Genomic DNA, 16460 nt, shown 5'->3' on the forward strand with positions numbered 1-16460 from the left:
CAACATATAAGGAGAACACTATGTGGATCGTCTCTATGCGCATGAAGATCGAGGCATCTGACGAGGAAACCGAGCGCAAGTCCCGTGAGGGTTTCGAGAAGTTTCGCGCACTCGAAGGTCTCACACAGAAGTACTACATCCGGAACCACGAGACCGGCGAACTGGGTGGCGTCTACCTCTTCGAAACCAAGGAAGCCGTCGACGCCTACGTCAACGGCCCCATCGTCGCCAGTGTCGCTGAGCGCTTCGGCGTAATCGGCGAGGTCAAGCTCGAGGTCGTCGAAGTTCTGATGACTCTGGACGACTGAAAATCGTTGCCGGTGGTGTGCTTTCGATGAGGGAGACACACCACCGGTATGTCGTCATGCCACGTACCGTCCGCCGCGCACCGATTCAAACCAGAAAGAGATTGGTATGTCCTTCAACCTTGCCACCATGCTGCGCGAATCGCGCCGCAAAGTTCCGCGCAAGCCCCTGGTGTACTTCGGCGATGACGTCGTGAGTTACGAAGATGTGGACTCCGCTTCCGATCGCGTTGCCGCCGGATTGATCTCCGCAGGGATGGAACGCGGCGCCCGGATTGCCGTTCAGCTGCCCAACCAGCCCGAGTTCCTTTTTGCCTACTTCGGGATTCTGAAGGCCGGACTGGTGATGGTTCCGCTGAACCCACTCCTCCATCCGGCAGAAGTCGCCTACCAACTGGCGGACAGCGATGCCTCGATGCTGATTACACTGCGCGCACTAACCAACCAAGCCGTCGAAGCCGTGTCGACGGTCGGTGACGTGAAGATCTATGCCGTCGGCGCGGCCGGATCCGGTGACGTCACACACGAAATTCGCGACTTTGCCGACCTGATGCAAAGCCGGGCTCATACCGAGATCTCGGCAACAAGCGCAGATGACACAGCAGTACTTCTGTACACGAGCGGGACAACCGGCAAGCCGAAGGGCGCTGAGCTCACCCACTACCAGCTCTACATGAACTGCACCGTCACAGGGGAATTGCTCGGATACCAGCCCGATGACGTGAGCTTGGCTGCCCTGCCGATGTTTCATGTTTTCGGACTGTCCAGCGTTCTCAACACTGCAGTTCGGTTCGGCACGACACTCGCGTTGGTCCCCCGTTTCGAGATCGAACCTGTACTGGACACTGTGGCCGCGAGACGTGTCACCATCTTGCCCGGAGTTCCGACGATCTTCGCCGGCCTTCTCCATGCGGACACGTCCGGTCACGATCTGTCCTCGCTGCGAGTCGGAGTTTCCGGTGGTGCCGCGATCCCGGGTGAACTTCTACGCGCATTCGAGGAGAAGTTCGACGGCATGGTGATTCTCGAAGGCTACGGACTGTCCGAATCTGCGAGTGTTGCGACATTCAACGTCAGTGCACAGGCACGCAAGGTGCGCTCGATCGGAAAACCCATCTGGGGCGTCGAAATTCGACTCGTCGACGATCAGGGAACCGTGTTGGAAGCCGGTGAGGAGAATATCGGAGAGCTCCAGATCTCCGGGCACAACATCATGAAGGGCTACTACAATCGTCCCGAAGCAACCGCAGAAGCGCTGCGCGACGGTTGGTTCTCGACCGGAGACCTCGGATACCGAGATGAAGACGACTACTACTTCATCGTCGACCGTAAGAAGGATCTTGTCGTCCGCGGCGGATACAACGTCTACCCGAGGGAAGTCGAGGAAATCCTCTACACCCATCCTGCCGTCGCCGAAGCAGCCGTCATCGGCGAGGACCACGACCGCTTGGGCGAAGAGGTCGTCGCCGTCATCAGTCTGAAGCCGGGCCACACCGTCGAACCCGAAGATCTCGTAACTTTCGCCAAAGAGCGCATGGCCGCATACAAGTACCCGCGCAGAGTGACGATCATCGACACTCTGCCCAAGGGTTCCACCGGAAAAATCCTCAAGAAAGAACTCCGCGCACCATCAGCGCGGAGTATGAACGGAGCAAACTCATGAGTGTCCTGGATATGTTTCGACTCGACGGCAAGGTCGCCGTAGTCACCGGTGCGTCTTCGGGCTTGGGCGTTGCCTTCGCCAAGGGCTTTGCCGAAGCCGGCGCGAATGTTGTTCTTGCAGCGCGGCGTTTGGATCGGCTTGAAGAAACGAAGTCGATGATCGAAGCTCTGGGTGGGCGTGCGATCACGGTACAGGCCGACGTTTCCAAGCCGGAGGACGCGACTGCCATCGTCGATGCCGCAATCGCGGCCTACGGCAAAGTCGATATCCTCGTCAACAACGCCGGTCTGTCGTCCGCCGTGCCTGCAACTCGCGAAACTCCCGAACAGTTTCGCAGCATTGTCGACGTCAACCTCTTCGGAACCTATTGGATGGCACAGGCCTGTGGACGGGTAATGAATCCGGGCAGCGCCATCATCAACATCTCGAGCGTTCTCGCCTTGACGACGGCCGGGCTTCCCCAGGCGGCATATGCATCGAGCAAGGCGGGTGTTATTGCACTCACACGCGATCTGGCGTCACAGTGGACTGGCCGCAAGGGAATTCGTGTGACTGCCATTGCTCCGGGCTTCTTCGAATCGGAGATGACGGCGACCTACCCGGATGGGTACATCGAGAGCATGAACCACCGTGTTCTTGCCGGGCGTGTCGGACGCGGCGAAGAATTGGCAGCAGCCGCAGTTTTCCTGGCCAGCGATGCCGGCGGATACGTCACCGGAACGACGCTGTGCGTCGACGGCGGAATCACTACAACCTGACATGAACAGTTCGAGCAATACACGTCAAGCACTGGAGGATCTGCGATGACCGACGTTTCCCCGAATACCAACCGAAAGTTGCTCCTCGACCGCCGTCCGGTGGGCTTCGCCAAGGAAAGCGACTGGAAATTGGTCAGCGAGCCTGTCCCAGTTCCGGACGAGGGCCGTTTCGTCGTTCGCGTCCGACAGATTTCACTCGACCCCGCGATGCGCGGGTGGATGAATTCAGGCCGCTCTTACATTCCGCCGGTAGCAATCGGCGAAGTAATGCGAGCTTTTGCACTCGGCGAGGTCGTGGACTCGAAGGCTACGGACTTTCCGGTCGGCACTCTGGTGACCGGTGCATTCGGAGTTCAAGAATACGCAGTCAGTTCGGGCGACGGGGTCAGTGTCATCAACCAGAATCTTGATGTTCCGGCCAGCGCATACCTCGGCGTTCTCGGCATTACCGGCGCCACAGCGTATTTCGGACTGACAGATGTCGGCGAATTCCAGCCAGGCCAGACGGTTTTCGTCTCGGGCGCCGCGGGTGCCGTGGGTAGCACCGTCGGCCAGATCGTGAAGATTCTGGGCGGCAAGGTAATCGGCACCGCAGGCGGACGCGCGAAGTGCGATTTCCTGGTGAACGAACTCGGTTTCGACGGCGCGATCGACTACAAGTCCGAGAATGTGGGCGAGGAATTACGTCGTCTCGCACCAGGTGGGGTCAACGTCTTCTTCGACAATGTCGGCGGAGAGATCCTCGATGCCGGACTGTCGAATCTCGCGATGCGGGCACGAGTTGTCGTCTGCGGAGCGATCTCCCAGTACAATTCGACAGAGGTCACGGCTGGACCCACTAACTATCGGGCACTGCTGGTCAAGCGCGCCCGTATGGAGGGCATGGTTGTCTTCGACTACGAAGACAGGATGGCCGAAGCTGTAACTCCCCTGGCGCAGTGGATGTCCGAGGGAAAGCTGAACAACATCGAGGACATCGTCACCGGCTCCATCCTCGAGTTTCCGCAAACCTTGATGAGACTCTTCGAGGGTCAGAACGTAGGCAAGCAGATCCTCGATCTGGGTGCGTGAATCAATCAACGCAATTCGCCCGACGGCGCATTCCTCGACACTTTCTCGGAGTGCGGCGTCGGTACGGCGGACACGGGGAGCATGGAGCACCAGCTACTATGCGCAGTTGGAAGTATCTGGCTATGCCAAGCAGTTCTGACTTATGGGGGATCGCTACACATGAATATTTCCGAAAAGAATGACACGTTTCCTCGAGTTCCAATCGGCCCGACGGCGTAGGTCTGAGAATATGACAACCATGCAATCCACCAACGCGTTTGTCGGCCGAAACGTGAAGCGATACCGACTGCAGTGCAGACTCTCGGTCTCCGAGCTGGCGCGACGCTCCGGAGTCTCGAAGACGACGCTCCTCGCCCTCGAAATCGGAGAATCGAATTCGACGATCGATACGCTCCAGTCGATTGCCCTGGCACTGGAAGTATCGTTGACCGACTTAGTCTCGAAGTTTGATTCGGCTCCGCCAACGGTAGTTCGCCGTGAGAGCGACGAAGATTGGCACGATTACCACGATTACAAATTTCGCGCGATGGGGACTATCTACGGCGCGGACATGGTTCATGTCCTGCACTGTGTGGTCAATGAAACCGGCTATTCGTCGGAAGGACACGAGTCAGACAGTGTTGAGTTCATTTGCGTCTTGAGCGGCACGCTCTTGGCCGGTGACCCCGACGATCCGGTCGAACTTCACCAAGGCGACTGGATTCGCTATGCCGCGGATAGACCACACTCGTTTCGAGCAATTGGCGGTCATTCCGAGGCGGTCCTCGTCATGCGTCGGAGTGAGTCGTCGAGGAATTCGATGCCGATCGAGCATCCACACGACTGAGCTCGAGGTCAGTGAGTTGTACGACCGTCCCGGATCGATTGGTAGTTCGTTCTTCGGATGCCGCGTCCAGACGCGTTCTTGAGTGCACACAAGTCGCTGCACGCGGTCACATCTGGCCATATGCGACCGGGTTATGTGCACTCAAGTGCGGCACATCAGCACTGAACCAGGCATGCTGATCGGGTGCACACTTTCGAGGTCTGGGCGCCCATTCCAGAATCAGTTCAGGTTGACGTCGACGGCATAGTTCACGAGATGACACGAGCCGCCGACGGTTGGTGGCGCCGCGAGATCGAATGCCGCGAAGACGCGCGGTACGGATTTGTGGTCGACGGCGACACACTCCCCGACCCACGGTCGCCGCGCCAACCCGCAGGCGTGCACAAACTTTCCCAGCTCCACGTCCTCGATGAATCGGTGTGGACGGATGCGAGCTGGACCGGACGCCAACTTGCCGGATCATCGGTGTACGAACTGCACATCGGAACGTTCACTCCCGAGGGAACATTCGACGCCGCGATCTCCCGCCTCGATCACCTCGTGAATCTCGGTGTCGGGTTCGTGGAACTGATGCCGGTCAACGGTTTCAACGGCACCCACAACTGGGGCTACGACGGCGTGCTCTGGTACACGGTCCACGAAGGGTACGGCGGTCCGGACGGGTTGCAGCGCTTGATAAATGCCGCCCACGATCGCGGACTCGGAGTGATCCTGGATGTCGTCTACAACCATCTCGGACCGTCGGGAAACTATCTCGAGCGTTTCGGTCCGTACATTGCCGACGGTGCAAACACCTGGGGTCGAACCATCAACATCGGCGGTCCGCAGTCCGGCGAAGTACGTGAGTACATCATCGAGAACGCATTGCGCTGGATGCGCGATTTCCACATCGACGGCCTGCGCCTCGACGCCGTCCACGCACTGGTCGACCACAGCAGCACACACATTCTCGAGGAACTCGCAGTCCGCACCGAAACACTGTCTGCCCATGTCGGCCGGCCGCTTACGCTGATCGCCGAAAGCGATCTCAACGACGCCACTCTCATCACTCCCCGAGCAGCGGGCGGATTCGGGCTTGACGCGCAATGGGACGACGACGTCCACCATGCGATCCACACTGCTGTTTCCGGCGAGCGGCAGGGTTACTACGCGGACTTCGGATCTCTGGAATCACTGGCGAACACGTTGCGGCGCGGCTTCTTTCATGCGGGCACGTACTCGTCGTTCCGCGGACGGGTTCATGGCCGTCCCATCGACATTTCGCAACAGGCCGCCAGCGCCCTGCTGGCCTACACATGCACTCACGATCAGATCGGCAACCGTGCAATCGGCGACCGCCCCAGCGCCTATCTGACGCCGGGGCAATTGGCCGTCAAAGCCGCGCTCGTCCTGCTCGCGCCGTATACGCCGATGCTGTTCATGGGCGAGGAATGGGGCGCGTCGACGCCGTTCCAGTTCTTCACTTCGCATCCGGAACCGGAACTGGGGGCGGCTACTGCACGCGGACGTAAGGCCGAATTCGCGGCCCACGGCTGGAACACCGACGACATCCCCGATCCGCAAGACCCCCAGACGTTTCTGCGATCGAAGTTGAACTGGGATGAGCTCGACGCGGAACCCCACGCACGCCTGCTGACCTGCTATCGCGATCTACTTGCATTGCGCACGAAGCGAATCGAGCTCACCGATCCCTGGCTGGGGCACCTGCGCGTCGACTACGACGAGGACAAGAAGTGGATCACGCTGCGACGCGGCACATTACAGATCGTCTGCAATCTGGGAACGGACGCGGCCCACGTCCCGTCCGGCGGAACCCCCATTCTCTGGTGGGATCTGCCGACTCAGGACGAGACCGCGTCCGCAACTGTGGTGCCAGGGCATTCATTTGTGGTGCTGGAGAACTAACTAGCGCTTCGCATTCTGCTGCATCATGCGTTAACGCTTCGCGTTCTGCTGCATCATGCGTTAACGCTTCGCGTTCTCGGGCGTACTCCGCAACATCCGCAGCACCAGCGCAGCGCTGATGAACAGCACGAGAGCAGTAGCACCGGAGGCGACGTGCATGCCGTCGACGAAGGCCGACTTCGCAGAATCGACCAGCGCCGATCCTGCCTCGACGGGCAGATGCTTGGCTTCTTCGAGCGCGCCGCCGAGGGTGCCCTGCGCTGCGTGTGCTTGATCGGAATCAAGCATGGAGATGTCGATTCCCTTGCGGAAGATCGCCATGACCACACTGCCGAGGATTGCCACGCCGAGCGCGATACCGAGTTCGTAGGCTGTCTCGGACACCGCTGACGCGGCACCGGCACGCTCGGGCTCAACCGCGCTGACCACGAGGTCGTTAGTCAGAGTCAGTGCGACGCCAACTCCGGCTCCGACCAAACCGAAGCCGATCACGAACATCACCGGACCACTGTCGACACCGAGCGCCAGCAACATACCCGCACCGATTCCAGCGACAATCAACCCGACGCTGAGCACCTGTGACACTGTCCACCGGCGGATCAGCCAGGCACCCGCCACGGCAGTCAAGGCGCTCAGCAACATGCCGGGCAGCATCAACAGGCCGGCATTGAAGGCTCCGTTACCCAAGACCAACTGCAGGTATTGGGAACCGAAGAACAGGACACCGGCCAGCGCGAAGACTGACAGCAGATTGGTGAGAACAGCGGTGGAGAAGGCAGCGTTGGAGAACAGCTTCAGATCCAGCATCGGATCCTTCAGGCTCCGCTGACGACGAACGAAGGCGACACCCGCTGCCAGGCCGACCAGGGCGATGGCGAACAACGTGAAGCTGACGCCGTGGACAACCGATTCCTTGATCGCGTAGACCAACGGCAGCATGGCTGCCATCGACAGAGCCGCACTGATCAGATCGAATCGACCAGGGTTGGGGTCCTTGGACTCCGGAATCAGGATCGGACCGAGAACGACCAGGGCGATCATGACGGGGATGTTGATGAGGAAAACGGAACCCCACCAGTAGTGCTCGAGCATCCAACCGCCGATCAGCGGGCCGGCTGCAGTACCGCCGCCGGCCATGGCACCCCAGACGCCGATTGCCTCGGTGCGCTGACGCGGGTTGACGAAGATGGTGCGGATCAGACCCAGCGTCGCAGGCATAAGCGTCGCACCGGAAATGCCTTGCAGCACACGGGCTGCGATCAGCATTTCCGGGGTAGTGGCCATAGCCGCGATGATCGACGCGAGACCGAAGCCCACCGCGCCGATGAGCAGGAGCTTTCGCCTGCCGATGCGGTCACCGAGCGTGCCCATCGTGATGAGGAGACCCGCGAGAATGAACGAGTAGACGTCGATGATCCAGAGCAGCTGAGTGCTGCTCGGTTCCAGGTCCGCGCTGATGAACGGCAGGGCCAGATCGAGCACCGTGCCGTCGACCGCGATGAGCAACACCGCAAACGCGAGGACCACCAAGCCCGCCCAGTCGCGCTTGGTTGCCCGAACATCCTCGGGATTGATTGCAGACGTCTGATCTGCCGACACTGACATTGCTCTTCTGCAACTTTCCGTGAGTCGAGTACGAATTCCACTGAACCGTCCAGCCGGTACAGTGACGGTTTTACACTAACAGTGAACCGTCTCGGCGGTAAAGTTATTTCCCGGTACAGTTCCATCACATGGCTCAAGGCACACGTGATCGCATTCTCGACGCACTGGAGAAGTTGCTACTGGTCAGCAGCGTCGCCCAGGTCACGCTCGAAGGAGTTGCCACCGAAGCCGGGGTATCAAAGGGCGGGTTGCTGTACCACTTCCCCAGTAAGGAAGCTCTCCTCGCGGCGATGGTCCGCAGACTTGGGGAACGGTCCGATCAGCAGCTTGCCGACGCCGTTGCCGGTGGCACGTCCGCGACCGAGTTCTATCTTCAGATTCCGGATTCGAGCACAGCCGAAGAACTGTCGCTGTTCCGCTCGATCATCGCCGCACTGCGCACCGTCGACGGCCAGCACGACGAAATCCAGAAAGCTGTCATCGAAGTGATGCGCAGCTGGGACCAGGGTCTGCAGACGGAGAATGCTGATCCCGTTCAAGCCGAAATCATCCGCCTTGTCGGCGACGGCATCTACCTCGCCGCGATGCTCGGACTCCCCCAACCGGATCCCGAACTGCACCGTCAGGTGATCGAGCGGCTGATGCCGTGACCACCTGACGGAACATTCCCTACGTCAGATAGCGGTACGCCGGGCTCCCCGGCTCGAGCCGCTCGGACTTCATCGGTGCATGCTCCATACGTTCGAGCAACGACGACAAACCGTCGGCGGAGCCCAGTTCGATACCGACCAACGCAGCGCCCGTCTCACGGTTGTTGCGCTTGACGTACTCGAACAGCGAAATGTCGTCGTCCGGGCCCAGCACCTCGGAGAGGAATCGACGCAGCGCTCCCGGCTCCTGCGGGAAATCCACCAGGAAGTAGTGCTTGAGTCCTAGATGCACCAACGAACGCTCGAGGATTTCTCCGTAGCGCGAGACGTCGTTATTTCCACCGGAAATCAGGCACACGACGGTCGACCCCGGCTCGAGAGTCAAATTCTGAAGTGCTGCAACGGAAAGCGCGCCCGCCGGTTCAGCAATGATGCCCTCGTTCTGATAGATCTCGAGCATCGCCGTGCAGATAGCGCCTTCGTCGATCTGGTTCACTACAAACGAGCCCGAACCCGGAAGCCCTGACAGCTGACGGGCCACCAACGGCAACGACGCATGGGAAACCACGGCAGCACCCAAGCGCGAGACCACTTCGTACGGAAGATCACCGATTCGCTTGACCGCCGCGCCGTCCACAAACGGATCCACCACCGGCAGCGTCACGGGGGCACCAGCCACCAGGGCCGCCGTCATCGACGCCGCACCGGACGGCTCGATGCCGACAATGGATGTCTTCGGCGAACGCTCATGCAGGTAGGTTGCGATTCCCGCGATGCACCCGCCGCCGCCAACCGGTACAACAATCGCGTCGAGGGGCGCATCCAACTGCTGCAGGATCTCTGCGGCGATTGTCCCCTGGCCGGCCGCGGTACGCGGGTCGTCAAAGGGAGCAACCATGGTGGCACCCGTTCGCGCGACATCCTCCACCGCTGCCGCAGCAGCCGCGTCGTACGTTTCACCAATCGTGAAAAGTTCGACAAATTCGCCACCGTGAGCGCGGATCCGGTCGCGCTTCTGCTTCGGCGTGTTGGCCGGAACGTAGATCCGGCCCTGGATCTGCATCCGTCGGCAGGCATACGCGACGCCCTGTGCGTGGTTTCCGGCACTGGCAGCCACGACGCCCGCGGCAAGTTCCTCGTCGGTCAACTGTGCGATCAGGTTGAACGCACCGCGGATCTTGTACGAGCGAACACTTTGCAGGTCTTCGCGCTTGAGATACACCTTGGCACCGGTCAGCGCTGACAGCCTCTCGCTGTATTGCAAAGGTGTGGCCGCAATAACGTCTTGAATTCGCTCGATAGCCGCGTCAATTTCCCGCGCGTCAAGCGCTGGCAGGGTGGACTTGGTAGCTACGACCTCGGGCGAGTTAGACACTCCGCCATTTTTGCACGTCCGACGCCAACCTTCCCACCGCGGTCACCGCAGAAGATTCGCGCCGATTCGAAGACGCTGGGTGCGCACTCACCTACTCTCATCACAAAGCCGGAAATAGAACGAAGTTCAATGGTCCACGGCCCCCAACGCGACGCCTGGCCTTACGCGCGCATCAGACGCAACGAAACCCGAGGAGTGCACCGCATGACCCCCTACGACGGAGTCCCGATTATCGACACACACATCGGGTTTCGCGAGTCCGGCTACGACGAGTACGCCTTCATCACACGTCAGACCAAGGACCAGCAGAGCCTCAACGAGTTCAGCATGCCGGCGCAGTACATGTTCAAGGGCGTGCCCGACAACCTTTCCACCGACGATCCCGTCTCCGTGACCCTGAAGGAGATGGACAAGCACGGCATCGAGATCGGCATGGTCAGCATGGCGAAGGAGTCGGGAAAGCGCGCGGTCACACTCTTCCCGGACCGGTTCGTTCCGCAGGGTTCCGCGGTCGACCCCAACGACATCATGGGCACACTCAACCGAATGACGCGCGAGTACGAAGAATTCGGCATCGTCTCGGTGAGTTCTTTTGCAGCAGGAACGTTCCCGCAAGTGGCACTCAACGCGCCGCAGATGTACCCGATCTACGCCAAGTGCGTCGAACTGGATATCCCGATCTTCGCGTGCGCCGGTATCGCCGGGCCCAGGCTCAAATCCGCGGTCCAGCACGTCGAATTGATCGACGACGTGATGTTCGATTTTCCGGACCTGGTTTTTGTCACCCGGCACGGCTGCGAACCCTGGGAGGAGTTGGCCGTCAAGCTGATGCTCAAATGGCCCAATCTGTACTACTCCACCTCGGCGTTCGCCCCCAAGCATTACCCGAAGACGATCGTCGACTACGCGAACACTCGCGGCGCCGACAAGATCATCTACGCCGGCTACTTTCCAGCCGGACTAACGCTGGACCGGATCTTCGGAGATATGCCGCACGTTCCGTTCAACGCCGACGTGTGGCCGAAGTTCCTCCATGAAAACGCCCGCAAGGTACTGAAACTGAAAGGCTGAGATGACGCCTTCTCAGCCCCTCGGGTTGAACTGCGACGGGCGCGGCACGTTCCGCAGATTGGACTTCGCCATCTGCACGGCCTCCCCCACACCGCCGTTCATCACCATCTTCGACATGGCGAGCGCGAATCCCTTGACCTGACCTCCGGTGATGTTGGGCGGCAACGACAATGCCAGCGGATCCGTCACAAGATCGACCAATGCCGGACCATCGTGATCGAGGGCAGCGCGAATACCGGATTCGATATCATCAGGGCTTTCGATACGACGCGCGAAGATCCCCAAGGCCGCAGCCACGGCCGCATAGTCGACTGGCGGAACGTCGACGCCGAAATCGGGTAGACCGTCCACCAACATCTCGAGTTTGACCATTCCCAAGGTCGAGTTGTTGAACACAACGATCTTGACCGGCAGTCGGTACATCGCGACCGTCACCAGTTCGCCGAGCAACATCGACAGTCCCCCGTCGCCGGAGACCGAAATGACTTGCCGTCCCGGGCTTGCCCATTGCGCACCCAGAGCGTGTGGCAGTGCATTGGCCATGGAACCATGCAAGGCCGACGAAAGAAATCGCCGGGAACCGTTGGGATTGAGATATCGTGCCGTCCACACATTGCACATGCCGGTGTCAGCAGTGAAGATCGCGTCCTCCGCGGCAAGGTCGTCGAGGATCGATGCTGCATATTCGGGATGAATCGGCGTTCGCTGCTTCACCGGATCGGTATACGCCCCTACAACTTTGGTCATGAGAGTGTTGTGCGTAGCGAGCATGTCCTCGAGGAAAACCCGGTCAGCCTTGCGGTCCAATTGAGGAATCAACGCCGCGAGTGTGGCTGCAACATCTCCGTGCACCGCAAGATCCAAGCTGGTTCGACGACCCAATTTCTCTGCTGCAGAATCTATCTGAGCGGTCCGCACAGTGTGTGGCAGAAATTGATCGTACGGAAAATCCGTTCCGATCAGGAGCAGCAGGTCAGCGCCATGCATACCGTCGTGTGCGGCACCGTAACCCAGAAGACCCGTCATCCCGACGTCGTACGGGTTGTCGTACTGAATCCACTCTTTGCCCCGCAAGCTGTGGCCGATGGGCGCGCCAACAGTTTCGGCCAATTCGAGGACTTCGTCTCGGGCGCCTCGCACCCCGGCGCCGGCGAAGATCGCCACCTTTTCCGACGCGTTGATCACCTCGGCCAACGCCGTAACGTCACCCGCATCCGGAACGAGCGCCGGCCTGCGCGTTTCCACAAGAGTCGGCGGCGTTCCTTCCGCGGGACATTCCGCGATGTCACCCGGCAAGACAATCACCGAGACACCGTTGCCGGCCACCGAATGCTGGATTGCAGACTGTACGACCCGCGGCGACTGCACTGCGGTGCTGATCAGTTCGGTGTAGCTCGAACACTCGATGAAGATGCGCTCGGGATGGGTTTCCTGGAAGTAACCCATCCCGATCTGAGCACTCGGAATGTGCGACGCAATCGCAAGGACCGGCGCGCCCGAGCGATGTGCGTCGTAAAGCCCGTTGATCAGATGCAGGTTTCCGGGGCCGCACGAACCGGCGCAGACCGCCAACCGTCCCGTGATCTGCGCATCCGCTGCTGCAGCAAAAGCTGCTGCTTCCTCATGCCGGACATGAATCCAATCGATACCACCCGTCGTGGATCCGCCGGTGCGCCGCACTGCGTCCACGATGGGGTTGAGACTGTCTCCGACGATCCCGTAGATTCGACTGACACCGGCATCAACTAGCTGCCGAACCAATTGATCTGCAACAGTTTTCGGACTCATGCGGCCTCCGTAAAGCTACTTGGGTTCGAGCACGAATACCGGAATCTCGCGATCCGTCTTCTTCTGATACTCCGCATAGTCGGGGAAGGCAGCAACTGCACGTTCCCACCAGATCGCCTTCTCGTCGCCGGTCACCTCACGCGCAACCATGTCCGAGACCTGCGTCGCGTCACGCAGGGTGACATTCGGATTCGCTTTGACGTTGTAGTACCAGACCGGATTCTTGGGAGCGCCGCCCAAGGACGCCACGACGGCGTACTTACCGTCGTGCTCGACGCGCATCAACGGCGTCTTGCGAATCTTGCCGGACTTCGCACCGACAGTCGTGAGGACAACGACGGCCATGCCGTTCAGTTCGTTGCCCTCGGTCCCGCCGGACTTCTCGATGAGTTCAACCTGGTCGGCAGCCCACGTTGCGGGACTGGGTTCATATTCACCTGTAATTGGCATGGGTCCAGTGAACACCCACTCCCACCCCATTGCCACCGAACGAACAAATCTGCCGGTGTATCGATAAAGTGAGCTGCTGATCAATAAAGTTCGCTTGCCCGAAACCAAGTATCTGGATACCCTGAAAGTCCACAACAGGACACAACAAGGGCAGGTGACGGCATGACAACCGCAGAAATCTCCACCCGCGAATCACGCCGGACCACCGACAACTGCGTCGACATCGCCGGCACACCCTGGCCTCTGTACAAGATCGAAGCCATGATCCTCGGCTTGATTCTGTTCGTGGTCATCCTCGCCGTGACGACGTCCATGCAGGTCGCTGTACTGACCGCAGCGTCAGCAGCAGTCACAACCTGGTGGGTACGACGCTTCCATTACTCCCGCATCTAGAGGATGCCAATCCTCCCCCTCAGTTCCGTCCGTCGAATACCGCGTCGGGACGCAGCTTTCCGGCGAGGACCTTCGCTCGTTTGCCGGCAAGTCGTTCGAAGGCCTCAGGATGAGTGAGTATCCAGAATTCATCTCGTGAAAGACCGTCGAAGTACAGCTTCGCAGCGGTCTGCGGTGTCATTCCGCCGCGAATGTTCTCTCGCCAGAATTCGGCGTCCTCATCGGAGTCGTGGCGTACTTCGACATCGTCGAAGATTCTGGTGGCCACCTGCGCCGGACTGAATACCGAAACCTGTATCTGCGGAAACTTCTCGGCGCATTCCAGATACACGCACTCACTGAGCGCCTGCACTCCATGCTTTGACGCCGCGTACGCCGTCATCCGTGGAGTGATCGAGACACCGCCGACCGACACAGTGTTGACCAGATGCGAGTGCTGTGGATCCGCCCCCATTCGAGGAATGAACGAACGAATACCGTGAAAGACGCCGGTGAGATTGACGTCGATGACACGTTGCCATTCGTCTGCCGGTATGTCCCAGGTGTATCCGACCGATTCGAGACCGGCGTTGTTGGCTAGCAGTGCGACAGAACCGAATTCGGCATACGCCGCGTCAGCGAGCGCATCCACTTGGGCTGCCACTCGGACATCGGTCGGTACGGCGAGCACGCGATGGCCGTCCGCGCGCAGGTTCACTGCTACCGCATCCAGCCGCTCAGCCGAGATATCTGCAAGTACCAGATTCATTCCGAGTGAAGCTGCTTCGTGTGCCAGCGCTTCACCGATTCCGCTTCCGGCGCCGGTGATCACGGCAGTTCCGCCGCGCAATTCTTCGAGTTTCACAGCTCTCCTACTTTTGGCAGTGACCGGCGTCAACGGGCAGGGTTACGCCGGTAATGTATCGCGCCTCGTCGGAAGCCAGGAACAAGCTGGCATTGGCGATGTCTCGCGGCTCGAGCATCGCGACCGGCAACATGTGCATGGACTGCAGTCCCGCCTCGAAGTCTTCCTGCGTGGGGTTCTCCAGATCAGGCCGCACGGTCTTCATAGTTCCGGGGTTCTGCAGCATCGTCGTACGTGTGTTGGCGGGGTGAACCGTGTTCACCCGAATACTGTGCGGCGCAAGTTCTTGCGAAAGGGACCGCATCAATCCAACGACGCCGTGCTTTGCGGCCGTGTAGTGGCCGACGCTCACCAAACCACGCAATCCGGCGATCGAACTGATCAACACGATGGACCCACCGGCACCGCCGTCGATCACATGTGGAATTCCAGCCTTGCACGTACGCCAGACACCGGTCAGGTTGACGTCGAGCATGGTCTGCCAACGCTCGGCTGACAGTTCGAGAGCCTTTCCCGCGGAGCTGACGCCGGCCGTCCCGCAGATGATGTCCAACCGACCAAGCGCAACAACACCTTCGGCAACTGCAGCGTCCAGCGCCTTCTGATCGCGAACGTCCGCCTCGAAAGAGGCAATCTTGCGCCCCAGACCTTCTACCAAACTCACGGTCTCGGCCAGGTCGGCACTGCTCGAACCGGGCGTCGTCGAATGTTCCACCGCCTCACCGATGTCCACGACGATGATGTCGGCACCTTCTTCGGCGAATCGAACCGCTTGGGCGCGGCCGATTCCCCTCGCACCACCGCTGATCAGTGCAACTTTGCCTGCCAACCGCCCACCCATCACGCCACCTTCTGGGTCTGGCCGGCGTCGACAACCATCTGTAGGCCTGTGACGTAACGGGATTCGTCCGAGGCTAGGAACAGTACTGCGTTGCTCACATCGACGGATTCGACCCACGGCACGGGCAACAACGTATTCGCTCGGAGCACTTCGGCCGCATCAGCCGCGGTGGGCGCTACGAGGTCTGGTCGAAGTCTGGCAAAAGTTTCCGGGTTGAGCACCATGTCAGTTCCTACGGCTCCGGGATGAACTGTATTCACGCGGATGGATTGTCTCCCGAGTTCATTGGCCAATGTGCGGGCAAGACCGACAACGGCATGCTTGGATGCGGAGTATTGAGATCGACCGGCTGCGCCGGAGATACCGGCGGTGGAACTGATGATGATCACCGAGCCTCCGGCCGCACTCAGCGCGGCCACTCCGGCTTTCACCGTATTCCAGGCTCCCGTCAGATTGATGTCGATCGCCCGGTTCCAGACCTCTTCATCGATGGTCCACGAAGGCCCTGGTGTCTCGCAGATGCCCGCGTTGGCAACAATCACGTCCACTGAACCCAGTCGTGCGACACCGGTAGCCACGGCATCATCGAGCGCGCCGTGATCGCGCACATCAGCGGTTGCGGTGACAATGCTGCGGCCGAGCGCCTGCACCAATCTGGACGTCTCTGCCAACCCTTGTTCGCCAACCTCGCCGGGCAGATCAACGGCGATGATATCGGCGCCTTCTTCGGCCAGTCGCACTGCGTGACTTCGCCCCATTCCGGCGCCGGCACCCGTGATCAGTACGACCTTGTCAGTCATTCGTGACATACATTGTCCTTTGCTCCGTCTCGTACTTCGGGACACTATTGATTCCGCGTCGCGATCATCAGTGCATCTCCCGAGGAGCGGGATTCCCCCTCGGCACGGTCTGCAT

Annotated in this window: 16 protein-coding genes; 9 read left to right on the forward strand and 7 right to left on the reverse strand. The window is 60.1% G+C overall.

The window, feature by feature from the left end:
* Positions 1-20: 20 nt before the first annotated feature.
* From QM600_RS02875 to treZ, 6 genes are all read left to right on the forward strand, one after another.
* A complete protein-coding gene (locus tag QM600_RS02875; RefSeq protein ID WP_283259973.1) occupies positions 21-308 on the forward strand; it encodes a YdhR family protein in 288 nt (95 codons plus the stop codon).
* A 106-nt stretch (positions 309-414) separates the two neighbouring features.
* Positions 415-1968 (forward strand): long-chain-fatty-acid--CoA ligase, encoded by a 1554-nt coding sequence (locus QM600_RS02880; RefSeq protein ID WP_283259974.1) that lies wholly within the window; start codon positions 415-417, stop codon positions 1966-1968.
* Positions 1965-2726 carry an SDR family NAD(P)-dependent oxidoreductase gene (locus QM600_RS02885; RefSeq protein WP_283259975.1) on the forward strand — a complete coding sequence of 254 codons (762 nt, stop codon included), beginning with the start codon at positions 1965-1967 and terminating at the stop codon, positions 2724-2726. Before QM600_RS02880 ends, QM600_RS02885 begins: the two co-directional genes overlap by 4 nt.
* Before the next feature lie 45 nt (positions 2727-2771).
* On the forward strand, positions 2772-3797 hold the full coding sequence (locus QM600_RS02890) for an NADP-dependent oxidoreductase (RefSeq protein WP_283259976.1): 1026 nt from the start codon (positions 2772-2774) through the stop codon (positions 3795-3797).
* Between the two features lie 229 nt (positions 3798-4026).
* Positions 4027-4623, forward strand: a complete 597-nt coding sequence (locus tag QM600_RS02895; protein WP_283259977.1) for a helix-turn-helix domain-containing protein — start codon at positions 4027-4029, stop codon at positions 4621-4623.
* A 183-nt stretch (positions 4624-4806) separates the two neighbouring features.
* Complete coding sequence (gene treZ / locus QM600_RS02900) at positions 4807-6528, forward strand: malto-oligosyltrehalose trehalohydrolase (RefSeq protein WP_283259978.1); 1722 nt, start codon at positions 4807-4809, stop codon at positions 6526-6528.
* A gap of 60 nt (positions 6529-6588) precedes the next feature.
* Here the strand turns inward: treZ and QM600_RS02905 are convergent, their stop codons facing one another.
* A complete protein-coding gene (locus QM600_RS02905; protein ID WP_283259979.1) occupies positions 6589-8133 on the reverse strand; it encodes an MFS transporter in 1545 nt (514 codons plus the stop codon).
* 128 nt (positions 8134-8261) lie between these two features.
* Between QM600_RS02905 and QM600_RS02910 the strand changes: the two genes are divergently transcribed.
* Positions 8262-8783, forward strand: coding sequence for a TetR/AcrR family transcriptional regulator (locus QM600_RS02910; RefSeq protein ID WP_283259980.1), 522 nt, complete (start codon positions 8262-8264; stop codon positions 8781-8783).
* Positions 8784-8802: 19 nt separating this feature from the next.
* On the opposite strand, the gene ilvA is transcribed toward QM600_RS02910, so the two are convergent.
* Positions 8803-10158 (reverse strand): threonine ammonia-lyase IlvA, encoded by a 1356-nt coding sequence (gene ilvA, locus QM600_RS02915; protein WP_283259981.1) that lies wholly within the window; start codon positions 10156-10158, stop codon positions 8803-8805.
* 204 nt (positions 10159-10362) lie between these two features.
* Here ilvA and QM600_RS02920 point away from each other — a divergent pair, with 204 nt between their 5' ends.
* Positions 10363-11229: an amidohydrolase family protein gene (locus QM600_RS02920; protein WP_283259982.1), complete on the forward strand. Its 867-nt coding sequence runs from the start codon at positions 10363-10365 to the stop codon at positions 11227-11229.
* A gap of 12 nt (positions 11230-11241) precedes the next feature.
* Here the strand turns inward: QM600_RS02920 and QM600_RS02925 are convergent, their stop codons facing one another.
* Both QM600_RS02925 and QM600_RS02930 read right to left on the reverse strand, forming a co-directional pair.
* Positions 11242-13017, reverse strand: coding sequence for a pyruvate dehydrogenase (locus QM600_RS02925; RefSeq protein ID WP_283259983.1), 1776 nt, complete (start codon positions 13015-13017; stop codon positions 11242-11244).
* A 15-nt stretch (positions 13018-13032) separates the two neighbouring features.
* Positions 13033-13467, reverse strand: coding sequence for a nitroreductase family deazaflavin-dependent oxidoreductase (locus tag QM600_RS02930; protein WP_283259984.1), 435 nt, complete (start codon positions 13465-13467; stop codon positions 13033-13035).
* A 162-nt stretch (positions 13468-13629) separates the two neighbouring features.
* On the opposite strand from QM600_RS02930, the gene QM600_RS02935 reads away from it, so the two are divergent.
* Positions 13630-13860: a hypothetical protein gene (locus QM600_RS02935; RefSeq protein WP_283259985.1), complete on the forward strand. Its 231-nt coding sequence runs from the start codon at positions 13630-13632 to the stop codon at positions 13858-13860.
* Between the two features lie 19 nt (positions 13861-13879).
* On the opposite strand, the gene QM600_RS02940 is transcribed toward QM600_RS02935, so the two are convergent.
* Genes QM600_RS02940 through QM600_RS02950 form a run of 3 tightly spaced genes read right to left on the reverse strand, consistent with a single transcriptional unit; the run spans position 13880 to position 16354 of the window.
* Positions 13880-14704 (reverse strand): SDR family NAD(P)-dependent oxidoreductase, encoded by an 825-nt coding sequence (locus QM600_RS02940; RefSeq protein WP_283259986.1) that lies wholly within the window; start codon positions 14702-14704, stop codon positions 13880-13882.
* 7 nt (positions 14705-14711) lie between these two features.
* A complete protein-coding gene (locus tag QM600_RS02945; protein ID WP_283259987.1) occupies positions 14712-15545 on the reverse strand; it encodes a mycofactocin-coupled SDR family oxidoreductase in 834 nt (277 codons plus the stop codon).
* Entirely contained in the window at positions 15545-16354 is an 810-nt protein-coding gene (locus QM600_RS02950) for a mycofactocin-coupled SDR family oxidoreductase (RefSeq protein ID WP_283259988.1), read from the reverse strand. The genes QM600_RS02945 and QM600_RS02950 overlap by 1 nt, the downstream gene beginning before the upstream one ends.
* Positions 16355-16460: the final 106 nt, after the last annotated feature.

The sequence above is a fragment of the Rhodococcus sp. IEGM 1379 genome (assembly GCF_030056815.1).
Lineage (GTDB): Bacteria > Actinomycetota > Actinomycetes > Mycobacteriales > Mycobacteriaceae > Rhodococcus_F.

What these genes read in the sequence shown, in the direction of transcription:
- QM600_RS02890 (WP_283259976.1), top strand. Translation starts at nt 2,772, where the DNA reads ATGACCGACGTTTCCCCGAATACCAACCGAAAGTTGCTCCTCGACCGC.
- QM600_RS02885 (WP_283259975.1), top strand. Translation starts at nt 1,965, where the DNA reads ATGAGTGTCCTGGATATGTTTCGACTCGACGGCAAGGTCGCCGTAGTC.
- QM600_RS02875 (WP_283259973.1), top strand. Translation starts at nt 21, where the DNA reads ATGTGGATCGTCTCTATGCGCATGAAGATCGAGGCATCTGACGAGGAA.
- QM600_RS02920 (WP_283259982.1), top strand. Translation starts at nt 10,363, where the DNA reads ATGACCCCCTACGACGGAGTCCCGATTATCGACACACACATCGGGTTT.
- QM600_RS02925 (WP_283259983.1), bottom strand. Translation starts at nt 13,017, where the DNA reads ATGAGTCCGAAAACTGTTGCAGATCAATTGGTTCGGCAGCTAGTTGAT.
- QM600_RS02880 (WP_283259974.1), top strand. Translation starts at nt 415, where the DNA reads ATGTCCTTCAACCTTGCCACCATGCTGCGCGAATCGCGCCGCAAAGTT.
- QM600_RS02910 (WP_283259980.1), top strand. Translation starts at nt 8,262, where the DNA reads ATGGCTCAAGGCACACGTGATCGCATTCTCGACGCACTGGAGAAGTTG.
- QM600_RS02895 (WP_283259977.1), top strand. Translation starts at nt 4,027, where the DNA reads ATGACAACCATGCAATCCACCAACGCGTTTGTCGGCCGAAACGTGAAG.
- QM600_RS02950 (WP_283259988.1), bottom strand. Translation starts at nt 16,354, where the DNA reads ATGTCACGAATGACTGACAAGGTCGTACTGATCACGGGTGCCGGCGCC.
- QM600_RS02935 (WP_283259985.1), top strand. Translation starts at nt 13,630, where the DNA reads ATGACAACCGCAGAAATCTCCACCCGCGAATCACGCCGGACCACCGAC.
- QM600_RS02930 (WP_283259984.1), bottom strand. Translation starts at nt 13,467, where the DNA reads ATGCCAATTACAGGTGAATATGAACCCAGTCCCGCAACGTGGGCTGCC.
- QM600_RS02945 (WP_283259987.1), bottom strand. Translation starts at nt 15,545, where the DNA reads ATGGGTGGGCGGTTGGCAGGCAAAGTTGCACTGATCAGCGGTGGTGCG.
- QM600_RS02905 (WP_283259979.1), bottom strand. Translation starts at nt 8,133, where the DNA reads ATGTCAGTGTCGGCAGATCAGACGTCTGCAATCAATCCCGAGGATGTT.